Below are 22,865 nucleotides of genomic sequence, written 5' to 3'. Positions count from 1 at the left end.
CGTGTCGCTACTTCGCCTTCGGGGCGCCGGACGCGTCCTTGGGCTCGCGCGCCTCGATCAGATCCTCGGCCTTCTCCTCGTCGGTATCGCCGCTCTGCTCGATGGTCTTACCCGGATTGGCGAGCAGCGAACGCACGATCCCGAGCAGGACCTCGCACTCGCCGGGAAACTTGTAGGTCTCGAGGACGATCGCGGCGTCGCGCAGGGTGCGCAGATCGCGCACCAACTGGGCGTTGGCGTCCTCGCGCAGCTCGCTCTTCTTGGCGATCGCCTCCTCGATCTGCGCGCCCTTCACGTCGCAGGCGGCCCGGGCCGGCGATGCAGCGACCGCGGCGACGAGCGCGAGGCCGATTGCGGGAAGAGAGCGCCACATGGCGAGTATCCTCGGAGGTCTGGTTCAGAGGGTGTGAAGGGGCGCGGTGCGCAGGACATCCTGCGTCAGCGCAACGAGCTGGCTCGGACGATAAGGCTTCGGCACGAAGACCGAGCCCGGAACCGCCTCGCAGGCGGTCAGCGAGCCCCGCCCGCCGGAGGTGTAGACGACCGGGAGATCGGGCGAGAGCCGTCGGGCGCACCGGGCGAGCGACAGGCCGTCCGTGTTGCGGGCCAGATCGATATCGGTGAAGAGCAGGTCGACGCTCTCCCGCGCCAGGATCGCCTCGGCCTCCCAGGCATCCGCGGCGGTGAGCACCCGGTACCCCTCGTCGAGAAGCGCCTCGGCGGCCAGCTCGCACACGGTCGGCTCGTCCTCGACGACGAGGATCGTGGCGGCGCCCCGGTCCGGGAGGGGCAGGGTCGGGCAGACGAAAGCGGCGGCGAACGGAACCATGACGCAACTCCCACTCACCCGGCGGGGGCACGGTGTCCCCGAGCCGGATCGTTGGGGCAACGACCCCTTCCGACGCGGCGTTCACCGTGTTTGCATCGAATTGCTCGGGTTTGGTGAGCGGCGCGTTAACCGCGGCCCGGCGTCCATGAACGAAGGCGCCGGAATGGTTAACGCAACGTTACTGCCTTGCGGCGGCGAGTCGGAAACGTGAGACGCCCCTGGCAGCTGGGCGTGGGCCTGCTCCTCACGGCGCTGGCCGGCTACGTCGACGCCCTCGGCTTCGTGCGCCTCGGCGGGCTCTACACGTCCTTCATGAGCGGCAACACCACGCAGCTGGCGGTTCTCGGTGCCCAGGTCGAGCTGCACCGCATGGTCCTCCCCGCGATCTTGATCGTCGCCTTCCTGACGGGGTCGGTTCTCGGCAGCGGTCTGGCGATTCTCGTGCCGCCGCGGTGGGCCACGCCCGCGGTGCTCGCCTACGAGGCCCTCCTGATCCTCGCCGGCCTGGGCCTCGGCCTCCAATCGCCCGAACTAGGCCTCGCCGCCTTCTTCGTCGCCGTGGCGATGGGGTCTCAGAACGCGGTCCTGGCGCAGGTGACCGGTTTTCGGGCCGGAACGACCTTCGTGACCGGCGCACTGTTCAGCCTCGGCCAGAAGATCGCGCAGGCTCTCACCCGCACCGGCGATCCGCTGGGATGGCTCGGCGACGCCGTGGTCTGGATGTCGCTGCTGTGCGGCGCCTATCTGGGCGCGCATGCCTACCAGCAATTCGGCCTGTTCGCGCTGATCGCCCCCGCGGCGATCTCGGGCGGCCTGGCGTTGATTACCGCGTTCCTGGTCTTGCGCACCGCGCCGCCGGCCGCAAAGGTCCCTTCGACATGAGCAGCCCCGTCAGCAATCCGTCCCTCACCAGTCACGTCGCCGCGCTGGAGCCCGGCGACCACGTGCTCGCCACCCATTTCCTGAAGGATGTGCCGGCCCTGGCGCTCAGCGACGGCACGGTCGCGCTGGTGCGGGAGGACGGGATCTCCCGTGTCGCCGCCCATCCCGATAGCGGGATCCTCGTCGCCGCCGGCGGCGTCGACCGGCTGCTCACGGGGGGCGACGACGGGCGCGTGGTGGCGATCCGCGCCGACGGCACGATGGAGCAGCTCGGTCTGGCCAAAGGCGGTGCCTGGATCGACGCGCTGGCCGCCCATCCCGACGGCGCCGTGGCGTGGTCGGCCGGCCGCGCTGTCGTCGCCCGGGACGCCAAAGGCCGCGAGAAGACCTTCGAGGCGCCGTCATCGGCACGCGGACTCGTCTTCGCGCCCAAGGGCTATCGGCTCGGCATCGCCCATTACAACGGTGTCAGCCTCTGGTACCCGAACCTGGAGACGCCCGCCGAGGTGGTCACCTGGAAAGGCTCGCATATCGACGTGACGTGGTCGCCGGACGGGCGTTTCGTGGTGTCGACCATGCAGGAGAACAGCCTCCATGGCTGGCGCCTGCAGCCGGACCGCGGCCACATGCGGATGTCGGGCTATCCCGGCAAGGTCCGCTCGATGTCCTGGTCATTCGACGGGAACTGGCTGGCTACCAGCGGGGCCGAGGCGGCGATCGTGTGGCCCTTCGATTCCAAGGAGGGTCCGACCGGCAAGGCCCCACGGGAATGCGGCGTCCGCCCGGCCCGCGTTTCTCGCGTGGCATTCCATCCGAAGGCACCTGTGCTGGCCATGGGCTACGAGGACGGCTGCATCCTGCTCGTCCGGTTCACCGATGCGGCCGAGCTGCTCGTGCGTCCGGCGGTCCAAGGCAGCGGCGTGACGTCCCTCGCCTGGGACGGACGCGGCGGCCGCCTGCTGTTCGGCTGCGCCGACGGCAAGGCGGGCCTTCTGACGCTGCCGGGCTAAGGTTCGAGAGCGTCGTACCGTGACACCCGCGGCTGGAACCGCGGCCGCCCGCATGCTCTTTGTCGGGGGTCGATTCCCGCGCCGGAGACCTGACGTGTTTCGCGTATTCCGCACCTTCGGCCTCGCCCTCGGGCTGCTCGGCGGCGTGGTCGCCGCGCAGGCTCCCGAATTCGCGCAGCAATACGCGCAGCGCCTCGGGGGCGCGGCGGACGAGTTGCGTCGGCAGGTGGCGGTCCTCGAATCCGACGCGCAGGCCTCCGGCACGACGCGCGAGGGCGCCGTCGACCGGCTGCGCACCAACCCGGACCAGCTGGTCGCCCGCCGCGGCGAGGCCGCCCGGGCCGACATCGCCCGTCTCGCTCGGTTGAGCGCCCAGCAGCAGGCCCTGAGCGCGGCCTCCAGCCCGCTGGGGCGCGTGGTGGCGATGCTGCGCGATCCCGACGTGCCGGTGGCTGAAGCCGCCTATCACGACTTCAGCCCAGCCGTCCCCACGACCGCCGACGGGCTCGCCGCCGGCCTGATCGGGTTCTTCGTGGCATGGGGCGGCTGGCGCGTCGCTTCGGATTTCGGCAGGCGGGCCCTCCGCCGGCGCCCGCGGGAGACCGCGACCGTGGCTTGAGTGCGGTTCGCGCAGTTCGCGCGGGCGAGACTGTGGCGCAACGTCTACAGCGGCTTGCGCGAGCCTTGCGTATCGAGCAGGGATCCGGCCGTCCCGGTCCGGGAGAAGGCGCAAGATGCCGCGCGCGTCGAACTCCACCACCATCGATCCGGCGCTCGACGCCGCCGCGCTGCTGCGGCGTATCGGCTTCTTCGGCCTGTTCGTCGTTCTTCCCGTCCTGGCGCAGGTCGCCCGGCGCGCCTCGGTGATCCTCGCGCCCATCGCCGTGATCCTCCTGATCATCGCCAGCGTCATCGACCGACGGCAGCGTCCGGTGCGCCCGGCGACCTTCCGCCTCCTGACCGCGCCAGCCTTCCTGGCGGGCATGCTGGTCGTTCTGTGGTCGGCCCTGTCGCTGACTTGGACGCCTTTCCTCGGGCCAGCCCTGGAGCGGCTGGCCAATCTCGGCGCAACGATCGGCCTCGCCCTGCTGGGCTATCTGGCGCTCCCGGACAGGATGCGGTCGGCGAACCTCTACCTCCTCCCGCTCGGCATCGTGGCGGGCGCGATCGTGGCGATCATGCTCGGAGTGTTCGGTGCCCACATTGCGCCGTCCGGCGTCGAGGACGACGGCGCCCTCGATCGCGGCCTCGTCCTGCTCATCCTGCTGCTCTGGCCGGCCCTCGCGTGGCTGCGGTCCCGCCGGCGCGACCGGGAGGCGCTCGGCCTCGCGCTGCTGGTCGCCCTCGCCCTGACCGTGCAGCCGGATGGCACCCAGATCGCCGCCCTGTCGGTCGGCGCCGTCGCCTTCGCGGTGACGAGCTTCCGGCCGCGGCTCGGGGTGATGCTCACCGCCACCCTCTCCGCAGCCCTGCTCGCGGCGGCGCCGCTGCTGCCCTTCCTGGCGCGGCCGGTGGGCGCCGCGCTCCTCGGGCCGGTCGCGCCCTCGGTGCTGTCGCTGAAGAGCTGGCAGAAGGTGGTGACCTCCGACCCGGTGCGGCTGATCACCGGGCACGGATTCGAGACGGCTCTGCGCGGACGACTGGTCGGCCTCCTGCCGGCCAACGCACCGACCACGGCGCTCTTCGAGTTCTGGTACGAACTCGGGATCGTCGGCGCCCTGGCCGCCGCCTTCGCCCTCTACGCCTCGATCCGGCGGGCCGGCCGGGACGGCCCTGCTCTTGTTCCCGGCGCGATGGGCTGCTTCGCGGCCGCTTTCACGGTGGCCTGCCTGAGCGTGGGACTGACCGCCGTCTGGTGGCTGACGACGCTCGCCATCGCGATTGTAGTCTTCGTCGCGGTGGAACGGGGCCAGTTCCGCACCAGCCGCCCGAAGGTCGCCAAGCTGCACCGGCTGCAGACGCGCGCGGAGTAGGCGGTCAGGCGCGCAGGAAGCCGTGCAGGCGGATCCAGGCCAGGAACAGGCCGGGCCACGCCGCTACGGGCGTCCCGGGCGCGCCGAGGCCGAAGCCGTGGCCGCCGCGCTCGAACAGGTGCAGCTCGGCCGGAACCCGCGCCTTCCGCAGCGCCGAGAACATCAGCAGCGGGTGGTCGGCCACGGCGACGGGATCGTCGATCGCCTGGACCAGGAAGGTCGGCGGCGTCTCCGGCCCGACCTGCAGGTCCACCGAGTAGGTCTTCATCTCGTCGGGGGTGACGTCGTCGCCGACCAGGATGCGGCGGGTCGCGGTCCGGTCGAACGGCTTGCGCATGGTGATGACGGGGTAGATCAGACCGGCCAGCGCCGGCCGGATCGGCTGGGCATCGGCGGCGTCGACCCCCGCGTACAGGTCCCGGGCGCTGCCGACCGCGGTCTCGCCCATCAGGTGGCCGCCCGCCGAGAAGCCGAGCACGCCGACCCGCGCCGGATCGATGCCGAACTCCGCGCCGCGCGCCCGGACGAGCCGCAGGGCGCGCTGCGCGTCCTGCCGCGGCGCGTCCGGTCCCGAGCCCGAGCCCTCCGCGGGCAGGCGGTAGACGAGAAGGAAGACGGTGACTCCGGCGGCGTTCAGGACGCGACCGACGGGCACGCCCTCGTTGCCGATCGCGATGAACTCGTAGCCGCCGCCCGCCGCGACGATCATCGCGGCGCCGTTCGGATTGGCCGGCCGCATGACCAGCAGACAGGGTCGGGAGACCCGCGTGATGTCGCCGAAGGTCCCCTCGACGTAGCGGTAGCCGTCCGCGTTCGGCCCGTCGCCGCCGCCCGGCGGCGCGCCGGGCCACAGCTCGATCACCTGCAGATCCGCGCCGGGCAGCGAGCGCGGCAGCGCGCGGACCGACTCGTGCGGGGCGGGCCGCGGTGCCGCCTCCGCGGTGACCTCCGCCCTGGCGCTGGGCAGCCCGAGGACGCTCCCGAGACCGGCGAGCAGGAAACGGCGGTCGAGGCGCAATAGCATCTCCCGGTTGAGGCCGCGCGGAGTCCGCCCCGCGACGAGCCTGAGCTCCCGCGGGAGCCCGGATGCAACGCCCTGGGCAGCGGCGCGGGTTCCGTTGCGGCGCGCCTCAGCCCTTTCGCGCGATGACCGCGACGTAGAAGCCGTCGGTCCCGGTCCGCAGCGGGCTCATCTGGATCCCGTGGGCCGTCTTCCGCACGGCTGCGCGGAGCGAATCCGGCCCCGTTGCCAGAACCTCATCGGCTGGGACGACGTCGAAGCGGCCGCGCCAGCCCGACAGGAGGCCGGCGACGGCCGCGTCGTTCTCCGCCGAGAGCAGCGAGCAGGTGATGTAGACGATCCGGCCGCCGGGCCTGACGAGCCGCGCCGCCCGATCGAGGACCTGGGCCTGCTCGGCGGTTCGCAGCGCGAGGCTCCCGGGCCGCAGCCGCCACTTGGCATCGGGATTCCGGCGCCACGTGCCCGACCCGGTGCAAGGCGCGTCGACCACGACCCGGTCGACCTTGCCGTCGAGATCCTCGAGCATGTCGGCCCGCGCCTTGCCGCTGCGCGGGGTCCGCACCTCGGCCAGCGCACCGGACCGGCGCAGCCGCTCGTGGATTGGCGCGAGCCGGCGCGGGTCACCGTCGGTGGCGATCAGGCGGGCGCCGTTCCCGGTCTCCGCCGCGAGCGCCAGGGTCTTGCCACCGCCACCGGCGCAGAGGTCGACGATGGTCTCGCCGGCGCGGGGCGCGGCCAGCAGCGCGGCGAGCTGCGAGCCCTCGTCCTGGATCTCGTACCAGCCGTCCAGGAACTCCGCCTCGACGTGGAGCGCCGGACCGCGGCCGTCGGCACCGATCGGAACGCGCAGGCCCGCCGGCGCGTGCGGTGTCGGCGCCGCGTCGAAGGCCGCGAGCGCCGGCAGGATCGCGTCGCGGTCGCCGCGCAGGGCGTTCACCCGGATATCGAGGGGCGCCCGCCGCGCCAGCGCCCTCAGCTCCGGGACAAGGTCGTCGCCGAGCGTGCCCGCGAGGTCCGGGAGTACGAAGGCCGGCGCGTCGCCCGCCACCTCGGGCGGCGCGTCCTGCAGCGTCCCCGCGTCGAGGCGCGCGCGCTCGTCGTCGCTGAGGGGGGCCGGCGCGAAGCGCTCTCCCGTGAACAGGGCCGCCACCGAGCCGCCTGCGAGCCCCTGCTGGAGGCGCAGCGTGCCGATCAGGATGGCGCGCGGCGTGTCGGCGCCCATGATCCAGGCCGCCGAAGCCCGGCGCCTCAGGGCGTCGTAGACAAGGCTGGCGATGCCCGCGCGGTCGCCCGAACCGGCGAAGCGGTGGGCGAGACCCCAATCCTTGAGGGCGTCGGCGGCCGGCCGACGGCGCTCGGCGATATCGGTCAGGACTTCGATGGCGGCGGAGCAGCGAGCGGCGGGGGTCAGGGATTGGATCCTTCGGAATGCGTCAACGACGACGTGAAACGGCCACGCTTGGCCCACGATGCCGCCACGTTACGGCCGAGCTTCCTGCACCTTCGCGGCGCAGACCGTGCTGTGGGCGGTCCGCCGTGCGGGCCGCCGCGTGTCGTATGGCATCCGCCCGCCCCGGACCAGACCGGTCCGTCGCCGGGCGCATCCCGGGAGTACCCCAACCCATGACGTCCACCATTCGCGTCGCCCTCGCGGCCCTGGTCACCGCCACGCTCGCGGCCTGTGCGAGCGCGCCCGCCGCCCAACCGGAACTGACGCCGGTGCCGCGTCCGCGGGTCGATGCCAAGACGCAGCTGGAATACGGCAACCCGCCCCCGCCCGGCCGCTACTGAGGCGTCCGCGCGGGGTGCGGCTCAGGCCGCCTCCCGCACCCGGCGGGCCTCGTAGGCCTTGAGGCCGGTATAGACCGCGGTCAGGAGCGGGAACGGCACCTCCGGCGCCAGCCGCCGGCCGCGGGCGATCAGGTCGCCGATCACGTGGTCCGCCTCGATCCGGCCCTTGTTCTCGATGTCGCGCAGCATCGAGGCCGTGAAGGTGGAACCGGCGGAAGTCAGCTGCGCCCGCGCCCGCTCGGCCGCCACGGCGCGCGGCCCGAAGCCGCTGGCCGCCGCCACGGTCGTGCACTCGGCGTGCAGCGCCGCGATCAGGGCGGTGCCCTCGGGTGCCGCCACGATGTCGCCGACCGCGGCGCGCATCAAGGTGGTCGCCCCGGCGAGCGTCGCCAGGAACACCCACTTCTCCCACATCTCCTGCAGGATCACGTCGCTGAGGCGCGGCTGAAACTTCAGGCCGCGCATCAGCGCGTCGACCGCCTCGATCCGCGACGAGCGCGACCCGTCCCGCTCGCCGTAGGTGATGCTGCACAGCTCGCTCATGTGGCGGATCGCGCCGTCCGGCGCGAGCGTCGCGGCGATGGCGCAGGAACCGCCGAGCACGCGTCCGGCGCCGAAACGGGCGTCGAGCACGTCGAGATGCGCCATGCCGTTGAGCACGGGCAGGATCGCGGTGTCCGGTCCCACGGCCGGCGCGAGGTCCGCGACCGCGCTGTCGAGGTCGTAGGCCTTGCAGGACAGCAGGATCAGGTCGAAACGCCCTGCCGCCGCCAGCGTGTCGGCCGTGACGGTGGGCGGATCGGGCAGGTGAAGGTCGCCGAGCGGCGAGCGGACGTTCAGGCCGTCCGCCGCCAGCTTCGCCGCCCGGGCGGGCCGGACCAGGAAGGTCACGTCGGCGCCCGCCTCGGCGAGGCGCGCCCCGTAATAGCCGCCGGTCGCGCCGGCCCCGACGATCAGCGTGCGCATCGGTCCCTCAGGTCCGCGACGGGTAGTTCGGGCTCTCGCGGGTGATCGTCACGTCGTGGACGTGGCTCTCGCGCAGGCCGGCATTGGTGATGCGGATGAACTGCGCCCGCTCCTGGAACTCTGGGATCGTGGCGCCGCCGACGTAGCCCATGGCGGCGCGCAGGCCGCCGGCGAGCTGGTGCAGGACGTTGCCAACCGGACCCTTGTAGGGGACCTGCCCCTCGATGCCCTCCGGCACGAGCTTGTGGGTGTCGCTCACCTCGGCCTGGAAGTAGCGGTCGGCCGAGCCGCGGGCCATGGCACCCACCGAGCCCATGCCGCGGTACGACTTGTAGGATCGGCCCTGGTAGAGGAACACCTCGCCCGGAGCCTCGTCGGTGCCGGCGAGCAGCGAGCCCAGCATCGCCACCGAGGCGCCGGCCGCGATCGCCTTGGCGAGGTCGCCCGAATACTTAATGCCGCCGTCGGCGATGACCGGGATGTCGGCCTCGCCGGCCGCCTCGACGGCCTCCATCAGCGCGGTGAGCTGCGGCACGCCCACGCCCGCCACGATGCGGGTCGTGCAGATCGAGCCCGGGCCGATGCCGACCTTGATGGCGTCGGCGCCGGCATCGATCAGCGCCTTGGCGCCGTCGCGCGTCGCGACGTTACCGGCGATGACCTGCACGGCGTTCGAGAGCTGCTTCACCCGGGCGACGGCGTCGAGCACCTTGATCGAGTGGCCGTGGGCCGTGTCGACCACGATCACGTCGCAGCCGGCATCGATCAGGCGCTCGGCCCGCTCGAAGCCGCTGTCGCCGGTCGTCGTGGCGGCGGCCACGCGCAGGCGGCCCTGCTCGTCCTTGACGGCGTTCGGGTAGGCGACGCGCTTCTCGATGTCCTTGACGGTGATGAGCCCGATGCAGCGGTAATGGTCGTCGACGACCAGCAGCTTCTCGATCCGGAACTGGTGAAGCAGCCGCTTGGCCTCGTCCTGGGTCACGCCCTCGCGGACCGTGATCAGGCGGTCGCGGGTCATCAGCTCGGCGACCGGCTGATTGGAGTTCGTCGCGAAGCGGACGTCGCGGTTGGTCAGGATGCCGACGAGCTTGCCTCGGGAGCCGTTCGGGCCGCGCTCGACCACCGGGATCCCCGAGATCCGGTTGAGCTTCATCACCTCGAAGGCGTCGGCGAGGGTCTCGTCGGGATGGATGGTGATGGGGTTCATCACCATGCCGGACTCGTACTTCTTGACGAGGCGGACCTGCTCGGCCTGCTCCGGCGGCTCGAGGTTGCGGTGGATGACGCCCATGCCGCCGTTGGCCGCCATGGCGATGGCCATCGGCGCCTCGGTGACCGTGTCCATCGCCGAGGCGAGGATCGGCAGGTTGAGCGGGATCGTGCGGGTCAGCCTCGAGGCGACGCTGACCTCGGTCGGCATCACCGAGGAGGCGGCGGGCCGCAGGAGCACGTCGTCGAAGGTGAGGCCCTCGATGATCGATGCGGTTTCTACTCGGGCCATGTGCCAACTTTCCTCGGACGGCAGCGCGTGCGGAGGTCGCGCTGCGAGATCGGGTTGGCAAGTGCCAGTATCACGGGCTCCGCGAAGGCGCCAATGCGCGGTTGATGCGTCGCAACGCGAAAACGCGCATGGCTCGGGGCTTATCCACGCCCGGTCGGCGCGCGTAGCGGCGTCCTGAAAGGACGGCCGCCGTCACAAGCGAGGATCCACCGCCGCAATCGCGGGCGCGGCGGGGACGAAGTTGGCGCGTGCGACCTAGCGCATCGCCGGCGTGGCCGGGCCCTTGTCGGTGTATTCGGGCGGCAGGCCGATATAGTCGCCGAGCATGCCGTCGATGCCCGGAGCGCGGCCGAAGGCCTCGCAATCGGGGTCGAGGGGCGCCTCGCCGAGGGTGGTGATGCGGATCCGGTCCCAGGTCGGCAGCGTGTTGGGGGCCGTGAACGGATCCTCGCCGGTCGCCAGCATGTAGCCGAAATCCTGGCCGAACTCGCCGGCGAGGTCGTAGGCGTCGCTGGCGCGGGAGAAGCGCGGCTGGCTGGTGAAGGAATTGGCCGCTCCGCCCCAGACCATGGCGGCCCGCTGCTCGCGACGCCGGTCCAGCGCCTCGGCCTCAACCGTCAGGCTCCCGAGACCGATCGGAACGCGCGGGATCGGCACGCGCCCGACACCCTCGGCGAAGCTCAGGCCGAGCTGCGACGCGACGGTCACGCCCGCCGAGCCCGCGATGGTCGCGCCGGCACCGAGGAGATCCGTCGGGTCGACGCGCGTGACCTGCGCCCGCACGGTCAGGTCCGCGTCGCGGCCGGTGACGATGTCGTACTTCAGCGACAGGTCGTAGCACAGCGCCCGGTCGGCGGCGTTGGCGACGAGCCGCCGCTCGGCCGCGGTCAGCGGCGCGGCGCCGGCCACGTCGGCGTGGAACGCCGTCGGGATGATGCGCACGGTCCGGGCCTTCGCCAGGGCCGGCCGGTCGACGTAGATCCGCGAGGCCGAGGCGACCTGATCGCTGGACTTCAGCCGGTCATAGCGTGTCAGCGAGCCGCGGTCGTTGAGCAGGACGGTGCCGCAGGCGGCGACCATGGAGAGAAGGGCGACGCCGGCGGCGATCCGCGCCACGGAGCGGACCTTGCTGGGGCTGGGCTGCATCGAAATCCTCGCGCGCCGGCCCCGGGCCGGCTGGAGCGGCCTCACGGACGCGTGATTGAAACTTAGCCATTGGAGCACCCGCAAAAAAGGTGGCTCCGCGCCGCGGCTCAACCTCTGTTGCACGATGGATACATTCACGAAACACGAGGGTGCGAGGTGGCCGCGCTGCCGTGCAACCGCGGCGGCGCGACATGCGTCTGCTGTGTGATGCCTGCGACCGCTCAAAGACCGCTCTGGATCGTCCCCCTGACGGTCGCCACCGCGCTGTTCATGGAGAACACCGACTCCACGGTGATTGCCACGGCGCTCCCGAGCATCGCGGCGAGCCTCCACGAGGACCCGATCGCCCTCAAGCTCGCGCTGACCTCCTATCTGGTCAGCCTCGCGATCTTCATCCCGGTCAGCGGCTGGATGGCCGACCGGTACGGCTCGCGGACCGTGTTTCGCGCGGCGCTCGTCGTGTTCATGGCGGGGTCTCTCGCCTGCGCGGCCGCGAACGGGCTCGCGTGGTTCGTCGCCGCGCGATTCCTGCAGGGCATGGGCGGCGCCATGATGGTTCCGGTCGGACGGCTCGTGGTGCTGCGCAGCGTGCCGAAATCGCAGCTCGTCACCGCGCTCGCCTACCTGACCTTCCCGGCTCTCGTCGGCCCGGTGCTCGGTCCACCTGTCGGCGGCCTGATCACCACGTGGTTCGACTGGCGCTGGATCTTCTTCATCAACCTGCCGATCGGCTGCGCCGGGATCGTGCTGGCGAGCCTCTACTTCGAGGATGTCCGCGAACCGGAGCGGCCGCCCCTCGATCTCCTCGGCTTCGTGCTGCTCGGGACCGGCCTCGCTGCGCTGATGCTCGGCCTCGCCTCCCTGGGCCGCCATCTCCTGCCGGCGGCTGTCTCCTGGGGCTGCCTTGCCGCGGGCGCGGTGCTTCTGCCTCTCTACTGGGCGCATGCCCGACGGGTCGCACACCCGATCGTCCGGCTGGACCTGATGCAGCGGCCGACCTTCCGGGTCGCCGTGCTCGGCGGCAGCCTGTTCCGGATCGGCACCGGGGCGATCCCGTTCCTGCTGCCGCTTATGCTGCAGGTCGGCTTCGGGCTCGACGCCCTGCATTCCGGTCTGATCACCTTCGCGGCGGCGGCCGGCGCGATGTTCGTGAAAACGCTCGGCCCGCGGATCCTGCGCCGCACCGGCTTCCGCGTCCTGATGGTCTGGAACGCCGTGCTCGCCTCGGTTTTCCTGGCGGTGAACGGGTTCTACACGGCGCAGACGTCGCACTGGATCATGGTGATCCTGCTGTTCGTCGGCGGCTGCTCGCGCTCGATCCAGTTCACCTGCGTGAACGCCATCGCGTACGCCGATCTGGAATCGAAGGAGATGAGCGCGGCCACGAGTTTCGCCAGCGTCTGCCAGCAGCTTTCGCTGAGCCTCGGCGTCACGCTGGGTGCGCTGGCGCTCGAGGGAGCCGCCGGGTTCCACGGCCGGACGGAGATCCAGGCCGGCGATTTCGGGCCGGCCTTCTTCTCCGTGGCCGTCATCTCGGCGGCCTCGGCGCTGGCCTTCCGCAACCTGTCGCCCGATGCCGGCGCGGAGATTTCCGGTCGGAAGATGGTTGCCGCGACGCCGCCCTCGACTGCCGAGATGAGGCCGCGGCACGGCTGATCAGGCCGCGGCCCGGGCGGGCGCACGGCCCGCGGCACGCTTGCCGGCGCTCCGCGGCGCGCTGCCTTTTCCCGAGGCCTTCGCGGATCCGGACTTCGCGCTCGGCGCCGGCGTGGAGGTCCCGGCGCGCAAACCCTGCCAGCTCAGGGCGCCCGGGCCGGTCAGGGCGTACATCAGAAATCCGCCCGCGAGGCCGAGATCGGCCAGCATCAGCGTGCGCTCGGCGAGAGCGGCGGGCCCCACATAGTACCAGAACGGGTGAAGCACGAAGGCCGTCACGCTGGCGAAGAGCGCGAGCGCCAGCCCGGTGAGCCCGGGCAGGACGCCGAGGATCAGGGCGAGCGGTCCGAACACCTGCACCACGACCGCGGCGGTGGCGACGCCGTTCGGGAACGGCATCCCGGCCCCCGCGAGCGTCAGTGCGAAGCCCGACACGTTGAGCGCCCGGGCGATCCCGGTCGGCAGGAGCGCGGCGGCGAGCAGCAGGCGCGCGACGAGGAGGGTTCCGTCCTGGGCGCGGGCGAGCATGGGCGTGTCCGGTCGGCTGGGATCAGGACTGCAGTGTTGCAACTTTCCGCTGAAGACCCCGTTAAGGCTGCCCCCTTCAGCCGCCGACTCCGCCGCGGAACAGCCGGCCGCGCTCGGTCCAGGCGACGACGAGGAGCGCCAGGGCGCCGAGACCAGCGTAGCCGATCGCCACGGGCAGCACCGTGCCGTCGAAGGACTGCCCGATCAGGAAGCCGCAGAACGCGCCCAGGATCGTCGTGTAGAAGCCCAGGAACGACGAGGCGGTGCCGGCGACGGCGCCGAGGGGCTCCAGCGCGAGGGCGTTGAAGTTCGGCATCGCGAAGCTGATCAGGAACTGGTTGGCCGCAAGGATCGCGAGGAACAGCGCCAGCGGCGGGTGGCCGTGATAGGCGAGCCCGACGCCGACCTGCGCGAGGCCGACCAGCGTGAAGGCGACGACGCCGCTGTGCGACATCGCCCGCATCCCGAGCCGCCGCACCACGCGGGCGTTGATCAGCGTCGCCGCGCCCATGGCGCCGGCCACGAGCCCGAAGGCCAGGGGGAAGAGCGGGCCGAGGTGGTACAGGCCGGTATCGAAGACCTGCTGGGCCGACCCGACGTAGCCCATGATGCAGCCGGTCATCAGCCCGAGCGCGGTGGCGTAGCCGACGGCGACGCGGGTCCTCAGCGTCAGGCGGATCGCCTCCCAGGTCGCAGCTGGCGAGAGCGGCCGGCGGTATTCCGGATGCAGCGTCTCGGGCATCCGCAGGGAGAACCAGAGCGTCAGCCAGAAGGCGAGGACCAGCATCGAGACGAAGACGTAGACCCAGGAGCCCAGGGCCAGCATCATGCCGCCGATCGCCGGCGCGATCATCGGGACGATCAGGAAGACCATCATGGTGAGCGACATCACGCTCGCCATCTCGCGCCCGGCGAAGCGATCGCGCACGATCGCCACCGAGAGCACCCGCCCGCCGGCGGCGCCGATGCCCTGAATGATCCGCGCGGCGAGCAGCCAGCCGAAGCTCGGCGCCACCATGGCGAGGCCGCAGCCGACCACGTAGATGACGAGGCTCGCCAGCAGCACCGGCCTGCGCCCGATCGCGTCGGAGACCGGCCCGTAGACGATCTGCGCGAAGCCGAAGCCGATCATGTAGACGTAGACGAGGAGCTGCAGCCGGTTGGGATCGGCCACGGCGAACCGCGCCTCGATGGCCGGGAAGGCGGGCAGCAGGTTGTCGATGGAGATCGCCGTCACCGCCATCATCAGCGCGATGATGGCGACGAACTCGGCGAAGCCCGGTCCCGACCAGGGCCGCGGGGCGCGGACGTCCTGGACCGGCGGCACGGGCCGAATCGCGATGGTCACGGCGGGCTCTCGGGATGCGATGGGACAAGCCGATCAGGGCTCGTCCTTCGCGGCACAGTTGTGACAGCCCCGCCCGCCCCGCGCAGTTCAGGCCGGCAGCGGGCGCAGGGCCGGCTCGCCGGGCTTGCGGCCCACGAAGGCGGCCATCAGGGCGGCGACGAGGCAGAGCAGCCCCGCGGACACGAAGGCGCCGAGATAGGTGCCGCTCTCGGTCCGGACCATGCCGGCGAGCCACGCCGCGGACGCCGCGCCGATCTGGTGGGCGGCCGCGATCCAGCCGAACATCAGCGCGGCGTTCTCCTCCCCGAAGGATTTTCCCGCGAGCTGGACAGTGGGCGGCACCGTGGCGATCCAGTCGAGCCCGTAGAAGACCGCGAACAGGGACAGGCCGTAGAAGCTGTAGTCGAAGGAGTAGGGCAGGAAGATCAGCGAGAGGCCGCGCAGGCCGTAATACCAGGCGAGGAGCTTGCGCGAATCGAACCGGTCGGTGAGCCAGCCGGACGCCGTCGTGCCGACCAGGTCGCAGATCCCCATCAGCGCCAGCAGGCCGGCGGCCGTGACCTCGGCGATGCCGTGGTCGATGCAGGCCGGGATCAGGTGGGTGCCGATCAGCCCGTTGGTCGAGGCGCCGCAGATGAAGAACGTGCCGGCGAGCAGCCAGAAGTCCCGGGAGCGCAGGCCGATGCGCAACCCGCGGAGCGCCCGCACGGCCGGGTTCTCGGTGAGCACCGGCGTCGGCGTCACGGCGTCCTCGCCGTAACGGGGCAGTCCGAGATCGGCCGGCCGGTCGCGCAGGAACAGGGCGGCCAGCGGGATCAGCGCCAGCGTCGCGCCTGCGACCACCAGGGAGACGGAGCGCCAGCCCTGCCCCACCGCGATCGAGGCCAGCATCGGCAGGAAGACCAGCTGACCCGTGGCGCTGCTCGCCGTGAGCAGGCCGAGCACGAGGCCCCGGCGCCTGGCGAACCAGCGCCCCGCCACGGTGGCGCCCAGCACGTTGGCCACCATGCCGGACCCGGATCCGACGACGATGCCCCAGAGCAGGACCATCTGCCAGGGCGCGGTCATCAGGCTCGTGGCGGCGGTACCGACCGCCAGGATCAGCAGCGCGCCGCAGACCGAGCGCCGCAGGCCGAACCGCTCGATGATCGCCACCGCGAAGGGTCCGATCATCCCGTACAGGAAGATGTTGAGCGCGATACCGACGCCGATCGTGGCCGCGGTCCAGCCGAATTCCCGCTCCCAGGGGACGATCAGCACGCTCGGGGTCGCTCGGACCCCGGCCCCGACGAGCAGGACCAGGAAGGTCACCGCGACGACGATCCAGGCATAGTGCAGGCGCGACCCGGGGCGCGTCTCTGTCAGGGCGGTCATGGACGGGCTCCGGAAGCGGGGCGAATCGGTCAGGCGGCGGAGATCAAGGCCTCCGCCACGGCGGAGACGGTCGCGGGATCGATACGGGCATTGATGCGGCTCTGCGCCTCGCGCCAGTAGGGGGTCGCGGCCGCGAGGGCCTCACGGCCCGACGCGGTCAGGGACACGCGGCGCTCGCGCGGATCCGCCGCGCCGGGCGTGACCGAGACCAGGCCGCGCCGCTTGAGCGGATCGAGGTTGCGCCCCATCGTGGTCCGCTCCAGCGCCGCCTCGGCGGCGAGGCGCGTGACCGGCACCGGCCCGAGCCGGTCCAGATGGCGCAGGATCGCGAATTGCGTCACGCGCAGACCCGTCGGCTTCAGGGCGGCGTCGTAGCTCGCCGTCAGCGCCCGCGCGGCGCGGCGCAGGGCGGAGCAGGTGCACGGCTCGGGCGACGGGGCGCTCATGGCATAGGTGTATATGCACGCATTCGGTGCGCGGCAAGCCGTGCTGACGGTTCGCGTCGATCGACACACGTTGCCCGGGAAACCGGCGGGCCGTGTCATCGACACCGACGGTCACGCTGCTATCGCTTGGGCGAGTGACCCGGTTCGGGAGAAGCGCGATGACACTCGAGACCGCGACGGCGTTGTCCTCCTCGGAGCAGAAGACGGCCCGCACCGGCCTTATAGAGGCGGCCGCCGACCTCGTCACCGAGCAGGGCGGACCGGGCGGCTTCGTGCGCGACCTGTTCGGCCGCGTCACGCCTGAGGATCTGGCCCCCTACGACGCCCCCGTCCTGGCGGACCTCGCCGCCCGCGCCCGCGCCTTCCTGTCCGAGCCCCGCCGGCCCGGCGACCCGGCGCGCATGCGCGTCAGCGACAGCGAGCTGGTTCGCGACGGCCGGCCGCGGGAGACGACGGTCCTCGAGATCATCAACGACAACCGGCCCTTCCTTCTGGACTCGACCCTGGCCGAACTGACCGAGCACGGGCTCGCCCCGCAGCTCGTGGCGCATCCAATCCTCGGGGTGGAGCGGGACGGTGCTGGCGGCCTGATCCGGGTGGTCGGAGAGACGACCGCGGATGCGCAGGGCAGTCTCGCGCGCGAGAGCTTCATCCACATTCATCTCGACCGCCTGACGGCCGAGACCGGTGAGCGGCTGCTGAACGCCCTCGCGACCGTCTACCGGGACGTCGCCCTGGCGAGCGACGACCACGACACCATGCTGGCGCGCCTCACCGACCTCGCCGCGAATCTGGGACGGGGGCCGACCCCGATGCCGGAATCGGAGACGGAAGAAGCCCGCGCTTTCCTCGAATGGCTGACGGACGGCCAGTTCCTCATCCTCGGCATGCAGGAGCACGGCATCGCCGGCGAAGCGCACCCGCTGGTCGAGGGATCGAGCCTCGGCGTGCTGCGCGATCCCGGCGCCACGCCCCTTCGGCGGGGCAGGACGCGGGTGGATTACACGCCGGAGATCCTCGCCTTCCTCGAAGAGCCGCAGCCGCTGATCATCACCAAGGCCAGCGTGAAGTCCCGGGTCCACCGGTCGGCCTACCTGGACTATGTCGGCGTCAAGCTGTTCTCCGGCCTCGGCAAATTGTCGGGCGAGGTGCGGATCGTCGGCCTGTTCACCGCCTCCGCCTACACGAGCCCGGCCCGCGAGGTTCCCGTCCTGCGCCGGAAGGTCGAGGCCGTGGTCCAGCGCGCCGGCCTGGACCCGACGAGCCATGCCGGCCGGAGCCTCCTCGCCGTGCTGGAGAGCTACCCGCGAGACGAACTCTTCCAGATCGACGGCGAGCGCCTCTACCGGTTCACCCTGGCGATCGCCGCGCTGGCCGACCGACCGCGGGTCCGCGTGCTGTCCCGCCCTGACCGCTTCGGCCGGTTCGTCTCGCTGCTCGTCTACGTGCCAAAGGACCGCTACGATTCGGTCATCCGCAACCGGATCGGCAGCTACCTGGCCGAGACCTACGGCGGGCGGCTCAGCGCATCCTACCCCGATTATCCGGAAGGCTCGCTGGCCCGGATCCACTACATTATCGGCCTGCCCGATCAGGGTAGCCCGGAGCACGACCCCGCCTCCCTCGAGGCCGGGATCGTCGCCCTTGTCCGGACCTGGGGCGACGCCCTGCGGGCGGCGCTGGTCGAGACCAAGGGCGGCGACCGGGCGCGTCAGCTGGCGGCCCGCTACGGCGACGCGTTCTCGGCCGCCTATCGGGACAACTTCCAGCCGGAGGTCGCCGTCGCGGACGTGACGATCCTCGACAGCCTCAGCGAGAGACAGCCGCGCGCCGTCCATCTCGGACGTCGACCCGGCGATGCCGCCGCGCAGGTCCGCCTGAAGGCGTTCTCGCGCGGCACGGCGATCGCGCTGTCCGACCGGGTCCCGGCGCTCGAGAATCTCGGCTTCCGCGTCATCAACGAGCGCACGTACCAGATCGCGCCGTCCGGGACGGAGGAGGCCGCGCGGGTCTGGCTGCACGACATGCTGATCGAGCGCGCCACCGGCGCCCCGATCGAGCTCGCGGCGCTGGAGCGGCCGCTGGAGGCCGCGATGCTCGCCATCGCGGACGGCATCGCCGAGTCCGACGGTTACAACCGGCTCGTGCTGGAGGCCGCCCTGCCCTGGCGGGAGGCGGCCCTGCTCCGGGCCCTCGGCCGCTACCTGCGCCAGCTGCGCATCCGCTACGGGCAGGACTACCTCGCGGGCACGCTGAGCCGCCACGCCGGGATCGCGCGCGCCGTCGTGGCGCTGTTCCGCGCCCGGTTCGACCCGGCCCTCACCGGCGATCGGACCGCCCAGGAGGCGGAGGTGCGCGCCGGCATCGAGACCGCGCTCGCCGAGGTCACGAGCCTCGACGACGACCGGATCCTGCGCCGGTTCGTCAACCTCGTCGAGGCGGCGGTGCGGACGAACTTCTACCAGACCGGCGCCGACGGGCAGCCGCGGGAGACGATCAGCTTCAAGTTCGCCTGCGCGAAGGTGACGGCGATGCCGCTGCCGCGGCCGTTCTTCGAGATCTTCGTCTACGCGCCCCGCGTCGAGGGCGTGCACCTACGGTTCGGCTACGTGGCCCGCGGCGGCCTGCGCTGGTCCGACCGGCCGGAGGATTTCCGCACCGAGATCCTCGGCCTCGTGAAGGCCCAGCAGGTGAAGAACGCCGTGATCGTGCCGGTGGGCGCCAAGGGCGGCTTCTTCCCGAAGCGGCTGCCGCCCGCCTCCGACCGCGCCGCCTGGATGCAGGAGGGGACCGAGAGCTACCGGATCTTCATCCGCACGCTCCTCGAACTGACCGACAACATCGTCGACAACGCCATCGTGCCGCCGCCCGACACGGTGCGGCACGATCCCGACGACGCCTATCTGGTGGTCGCCGCCGACAAGGGCACGGCCACCTTCTCGGACATCGCCAACGCCCTCTCGCTGGAGAAGGGACACTGGCTCGGCGACGCCTTCGCGTCCGGCGGCAGCCAGGGCTACGACCACAAGGGCATGGGCATCACCGCCCGCGGCGCCTGGGAGGCGGTGCGCCGGCACTTCCGCGAAATCGACGTCGACGTGCAGACCGACCCGATCACCACGGTCGGCGTCGGCGACATGTCGGGCGACGTGTTCGGCAACGGCATGCTGCTCTCCGAGAGCATCCGCCTGATCGCGGCCTTCGACCACCGCGACATCTTCCTCGACCCGAACCCGGATGCCGCGCGCAGCTTCGCCGAGCGGCGGCGGCTGTTCGATCTGGGGCGGTCTTCCTGGGCGGATTACGACAAGAGCCTGATCTCGGAGGGCGGCGGCGTGTTCCCGCGCAGCCTGAAGACCGTGCCGCTCTCGGAGGCGGTTCGGTCCGCGCTGGGCTTCGACCGGTCCGAAGCGACGCCCACTGAGCTGATGCAGGCGATCCTGAAAGCGCCCGCCGACCTGCTCTGGTTCGGCGGAATCGGCACCTATGTCCGGGCCACCACCGAGACCGACGAGGATGCCGGCGACCGCGCCAACGACGCCCTGCGGATCACCGGACCGGAGCTGCGCGCGAAGGTCGTCGGCGAGGGCGCCAATCTCGGCCTGACGCAGCGCGGGCGCATCGAGGCGGCGCGCGCCGGCGTCCGCCTAAACACCGACGCCATCGACAACTCGGCCGGCGTGAACACCTCGGACGTCGAGGTGAACATCAAGATCGCCCTGATGACGCCGGAGCGCGACGGCAGGCTCAGCTACGAGGCGCGCAACGCCCTGCTCGCCGCCATGACCGACGAGGTCGGAGGCCTCGTGCTGCGCAACAACGAGCTGCAGACGCTCGCCCTGTCGCTCGCCCAGCGCGGCGGTCTGGGCGAGACCGGCTTCGCCATGCGCACAATGCAGGGGCTGGAGGCGGAAGGCCGCCTCGACCGGGCCGTGGAGTTCTTGCCGGACGACGGCACGCTCGCCGAGCGCATGCGGCGGAACGAGGGGCTGACCCGCCCGGAATACGCCGTGCTGCTCGCCTACGCGAAGCTGTCGCTGCACGACGCGATCCTCGAGACCGCCGTCCCGAACGACCCGTACTTCGACCGGGAGCTGCAGCGTTACTTCCCGAAGGCCCTGCGCGAGCGCTTCCCCGACGCCGTCAAGGCACACCGCCTGCGCCGCGAGATCATCGCCACGGCGCTCGCCAACATCATCGTCAACCGCGGCGGGCCGTCCCTGGTGACGCGCCTCGTCGACGGCACCGGCGCCGACGCCGCGACCATCGCCAAGGCCTACGCGGTGACCCGTGACGCCTTCGGCCTGATGGAGCTGAACCTCGCCATCGACGGCTTGGCGGGCCGAATCTCCGGCCAGGGGCAGCTCGACCTCTACGCGGAGGTGCAGGATCTGCTGACGAACCGGATCGTGTGGTTCATTCGCAACCTCGACCTGAGCGGCGGCCTCGCGCCGGTGGTCGCCCGCTACCGGGACGGCATCGCCGCCGTGGAGGCGGCCCTGCCCAAGGTGCTCGGCGACGAGGCGCTGGCGACGATCGGCGCCCGCGAGACGGAGCTGACCGGGCACGGCATGGCCCCGGCCCAGGCGCGGCGCCTCGCCTCGCTCGGCGCGCTGGTCTCGGCCCCCGACATCGTACGGGTCGCGGAGGCCAGCGGCCGGCCGGTGGAGGAAGTCGCGGCGACGCATTTCGCCCTGGAACACGCTTTCCGCCTGGACGACCTCGCCGCCGCGGCGCGGACCGTGCCGGTGGCCGACACGTTCGACCGCGTCGCCCTGGAGCGCGCGGGCGCCGGCATCGCCGCCGCCCACCGCAAGCTGACGGCCGAGGTGGTGGCGGATCTCGGCGCCGGGCCGGACGCGGTGGAAGCTTGGATCCGAGCGCGGGGCGCCTCACTCGCCCGGATCCGCGAGGCCGTGGACGCGATCAGCGCCTCTGGCCTGACGGTCTCCAAGGCGACGGTGGCGGCGAGTCTGCTGGGCGACCTGGTCCGGGTTGACTGATCGGTCAGGCGCCGGGCGCGGATGCCGAGGCGACGTCCTGGCGTCCGCGACCGGCCGCGGTGAGCACCAGACCGAGCCCGGCGAGCGACACCGCGGCGGCGATCAGCGGCAACTGGCCGTAGCCCGCTCCGAGCGTCAGCGCCGCGCCGCCGATCCAGGCGCCGGTCGCGTTGCCGAGGTTGAACGCGCCCTGGTTCAGCGTGGAGGCAAGGTTCGGCGCGTCACTGGCCGCCTCCACGACCCAGATCTGGAGGGGCGAGACCAGGGCGAAGACAAGCCCTGACCAGAGAACCACCACCGCCACCGTGAGCGCCGGATGGTGCGCGACCGCGGCCAGCGTCAACAGGGCCGCCACGATGCCCAGGAAGCTGCCGATGATGGTCGCCATCGGGCCCCGGTCGGCCAGATGTCCGCCCAGGAGATTGCCGACGGTCAGTCCCGTGCCGGCGGCGAACAGCACGCCTGTCACGCCCTGCGGCGTGAACCCGGTCACGCCGGTCAGGAACGGCGTGATGTAGGTGAACACCGTGAAGAAGCTCACCGAGGACAGGGTCGAGATCAGCATCGGCCGCAGCACCGGCCAGCGCCCGAGCGCGCGGAACTCGCTGACGAGCCGGCCGCGGGTCCCTGGCAGTCCGTCCGGCACGCAGAGCTGGATCGCGAGGCCCGCCGCGAGGCCGATCAAGACCACCGCCCAGAAGGTCGAGCGCCAGCCCGCCTCCTGCCCGAGGGCGGTGCCGAGGGGCACGCCGAGCACGTTGGCGAGGGTGAGGCCCGCGAACATCAGCGAGACCGCCTGCGTCCGCTTCTCCCGCGGCACGAGATCCCGCGCCACCACGGCGCCGATCCCGAAGAACGCGCCGTGGGCGAAGGCCGTCAGGATCCGCGCCGCCATCAGCAAGCCGTAGCTCGGCGCCAGCGCGCAACCGAGATTGCCCGCGAGGAACACCGCCATCAGAGCGAGCAGTGCGGTCTTGCGCGGAAGGCCCGCGGTGGCGATCGCCACGATGGGCGCGCCCACGACCACGCCCATCGCGTAGCCGGAGACCAGATAGCCGGCCTGCGGGATGGTGACACCAAAACTCTGCGCCACCTCCGGGAGCAGGCCCATGATGACGAATTCAGTGGTGCCGATCCCGAACGAGGCGACGGCGAGGGCAAGGATCGGCAGAGGTGGCACGGGGACGTCCTTCGGCGCGGTCGGGAACCCGATGGTGCAGAGCAGCATCGCAGCGCGCTCGCCGTTGGATAGCTCCGGAGGCGCGGCGCACCGTTGCGCGACGCGCAGAGGGAGAGGCCATCAGACGATCGCCGCCTGGGCAGCCGGTGAGGAAGGAAGGGCATTCCGGTCGAGAATGGCGCGCGGCCGCGCATTCTTCGGCTCAGCCGCG

The 22,865-nt window shown here is 71.8% G+C and carries 19 protein-coding genes; 7 read left to right on the top strand and 12 right to left on the bottom strand.

What is annotated here, in order from left to right; genetic code table 11:
- Positions 1–7: 7 nt before the first annotated feature.
- The gene (locus MOTC310_RS29615) at positions 8–373 is read right to left on the bottom strand and encodes a photosystem reaction center subunit H (RefSeq protein ID WP_331304346.1); all 366 of its coding nucleotides are present in this window, start codon (positions 371–373) and stop codon (positions 8–10) included.
- 24 nt (positions 374–397) lie between these two features.
- Positions 398–829 (bottom strand): response regulator, encoded by a 432-nt coding sequence (locus tag MOTC310_RS29610; RefSeq protein ID WP_331292265.1) that lies wholly within the window; start codon positions 827–829, stop codon positions 398–400.
- Between the two features lie 207 nt (positions 830–1,036).
- Between MOTC310_RS29610 and MOTC310_RS29605 the strand changes: the two genes are divergently transcribed.
- From MOTC310_RS29605 to MOTC310_RS29590, 4 genes are all read left to right on the top strand, one after another.
- Positions 1,037–1,711 carry a YoaK family protein gene (locus tag MOTC310_RS29605; protein ID WP_331304345.1) on the top strand — a complete coding sequence of 225 codons (675 nt, stop codon included), beginning with the start codon at positions 1,037–1,039 and terminating at the stop codon, positions 1,709–1,711.
- The gene (locus tag MOTC310_RS29600) at positions 1,708–2,721 is read left to right on the top strand and encodes a WD40 repeat domain-containing protein (RefSeq protein WP_331304344.1); all 1,014 of its coding nucleotides are present in this window, start codon (positions 1,708–1,710) and stop codon (positions 2,719–2,721) included. The genes MOTC310_RS29605 and MOTC310_RS29600 overlap by 4 nt, the downstream gene beginning before the upstream one ends.
- 94 nt (positions 2,722–2,815) lie before the next feature.
- Entirely contained in the window at positions 2,816–3,340 is a 525-nt protein-coding gene (locus tag MOTC310_RS29595) for a DUF2937 family protein (RefSeq protein WP_331292270.1), read from the top strand.
- A gap of 115 nt (positions 3,341–3,455) precedes the next feature.
- Complete coding sequence (locus tag MOTC310_RS29590; protein WP_331304343.1) at positions 3,456–4,694, top strand: peptide ABC transporter permease; 1,239 nt, start codon at positions 3,456–3,458, stop codon at positions 4,692–4,694.
- A gap of 4 nt (positions 4,695–4,698) precedes the next feature.
- Here MOTC310_RS29590 and MOTC310_RS29585 read toward each other — a convergent pair whose 3' ends face one another.
- Positions 4,699–5,712, bottom strand: coding sequence for an alpha/beta hydrolase (locus tag MOTC310_RS29585; RefSeq protein WP_331304342.1), 1,014 nt, complete (start codon positions 5,710–5,712; stop codon positions 4,699–4,701).
- Positions 5,713–5,824: 112 nt separating this feature from the next.
- Positions 5,825–7,183, bottom strand: a complete 1,359-nt coding sequence (locus MOTC310_RS29580) for an RsmB/NOP family class I SAM-dependent RNA methyltransferase (protein ID WP_331304341.1) — start codon at positions 7,181–7,183, stop codon at positions 5,825–5,827.
- 155 nt (positions 7,184–7,338) lie between these two features.
- On the opposite strand from MOTC310_RS29580, the gene MOTC310_RS29575 reads away from it, so the two are divergent.
- Positions 7,339–7,506, top strand: a complete 168-nt coding sequence (locus MOTC310_RS29575) for a hypothetical protein (RefSeq protein WP_331292274.1) — start codon at positions 7,339–7,341, stop codon at positions 7,504–7,506.
- A 21-nt stretch (positions 7,507–7,527) separates the two neighbouring features.
- Here the strand turns inward: MOTC310_RS29575 and panE are convergent, their stop codons facing one another.
- The 3 genes from panE to MOTC310_RS29560 all read right to left on the bottom strand — a co-directional run bounded on the left by panE (position 7,528) and on the right by MOTC310_RS29560 (position 11,119).
- Positions 7,528–8,472, bottom strand: coding sequence for a 2-dehydropantoate 2-reductase (gene panE, locus MOTC310_RS29570; protein WP_331304340.1), 945 nt, complete (start codon positions 8,470–8,472; stop codon positions 7,528–7,530).
- Between the two features lie 7 nt (positions 8,473–8,479).
- Positions 8,480–9,973 (bottom strand): IMP dehydrogenase, encoded by a 1,494-nt coding sequence (guaB, locus tag MOTC310_RS29565; RefSeq protein ID WP_331292276.1) that lies wholly within the window; start codon positions 9,971–9,973, stop codon positions 8,480–8,482.
- 255 nt (positions 9,974–10,228) lie between these two features.
- Positions 10,229–11,119: a DUF3313 domain-containing protein gene (locus tag MOTC310_RS29560; protein ID WP_331292277.1), complete on the bottom strand. Its 891-nt coding sequence runs from the start codon at positions 11,117–11,119 to the stop codon at positions 10,229–10,231.
- Between the two features lie 207 nt (positions 11,120–11,326).
- Here MOTC310_RS29560 and MOTC310_RS29555 point away from each other — a divergent pair, with 207 nt between their 5' ends.
- Positions 11,327–12,775, top strand: coding sequence for an MFS transporter (locus tag MOTC310_RS29555; RefSeq protein ID WP_331292278.1), 1,449 nt, complete (start codon positions 11,327–11,329; stop codon positions 12,773–12,775).
- Here MOTC310_RS29555 and MOTC310_RS29550 read toward each other — a convergent pair whose 3' ends face one another.
- The 4 genes from MOTC310_RS29550 to MOTC310_RS29535 form a co-directional block, all read right to left on the bottom strand.
- Complete coding sequence (locus MOTC310_RS29550) at positions 12,776–13,303, bottom strand: DoxX family protein (protein ID WP_331304339.1); 528 nt, start codon at positions 13,301–13,303, stop codon at positions 12,776–12,778.
- Positions 13,304–13,379: 76 nt separating this feature from the next.
- Entirely contained in the window at positions 13,380–14,546 is a 1,167-nt protein-coding gene (locus tag MOTC310_RS29545; RefSeq protein WP_331304505.1) for a multidrug effflux MFS transporter, read from the bottom strand.
- A gap of 192 nt (positions 14,547–14,738) precedes the next feature.
- Entirely contained in the window at positions 14,739–16,025 is a 1,287-nt protein-coding gene (locus MOTC310_RS29540; RefSeq protein ID WP_331304338.1) for an MFS transporter, read from the bottom strand.
- A 29-nt stretch (positions 16,026–16,054) separates the two neighbouring features.
- Complete coding sequence (locus MOTC310_RS29535; protein ID WP_331304337.1) at positions 16,055–16,471, bottom strand: MarR family winged helix-turn-helix transcriptional regulator; 417 nt, start codon at positions 16,469–16,471, stop codon at positions 16,055–16,057.
- 158 nt (positions 16,472–16,629) lie between these two features.
- Between MOTC310_RS29535 and MOTC310_RS29530 the strand changes: the two genes are divergently transcribed.
- Positions 16,630–21,474: an NAD-glutamate dehydrogenase gene (locus MOTC310_RS29530; protein ID WP_331304336.1), complete on the top strand. Its 4,845-nt coding sequence runs from the start codon at positions 16,630–16,632 to the stop codon at positions 21,472–21,474.
- 4 nt (positions 21,475–21,478) lie between these two features.
- Here the strand turns inward: MOTC310_RS29530 and MOTC310_RS29525 are convergent, their stop codons facing one another.
- Positions 21,479–22,654, bottom strand: coding sequence for an MFS transporter (locus tag MOTC310_RS29525; protein WP_331304504.1), 1,176 nt, complete (start codon positions 22,652–22,654; stop codon positions 21,479–21,481).
- Positions 22,655–22,865: the final 211 nt, after the last annotated feature.

The organism is Methylobacterium oryzae (genome assembly GCF_036441375.1).
In the GTDB taxonomy this organism is placed as follows: domain Bacteria; phylum Pseudomonadota; class Alphaproteobacteria; order Rhizobiales; family Beijerinckiaceae; genus Methylobacterium; species Methylobacterium oryzae_A.
The sequence above is the reverse complement of the archived record's forward strand: the minus strand, read 5'-3'. Positions and strand labels throughout refer to the sequence as shown.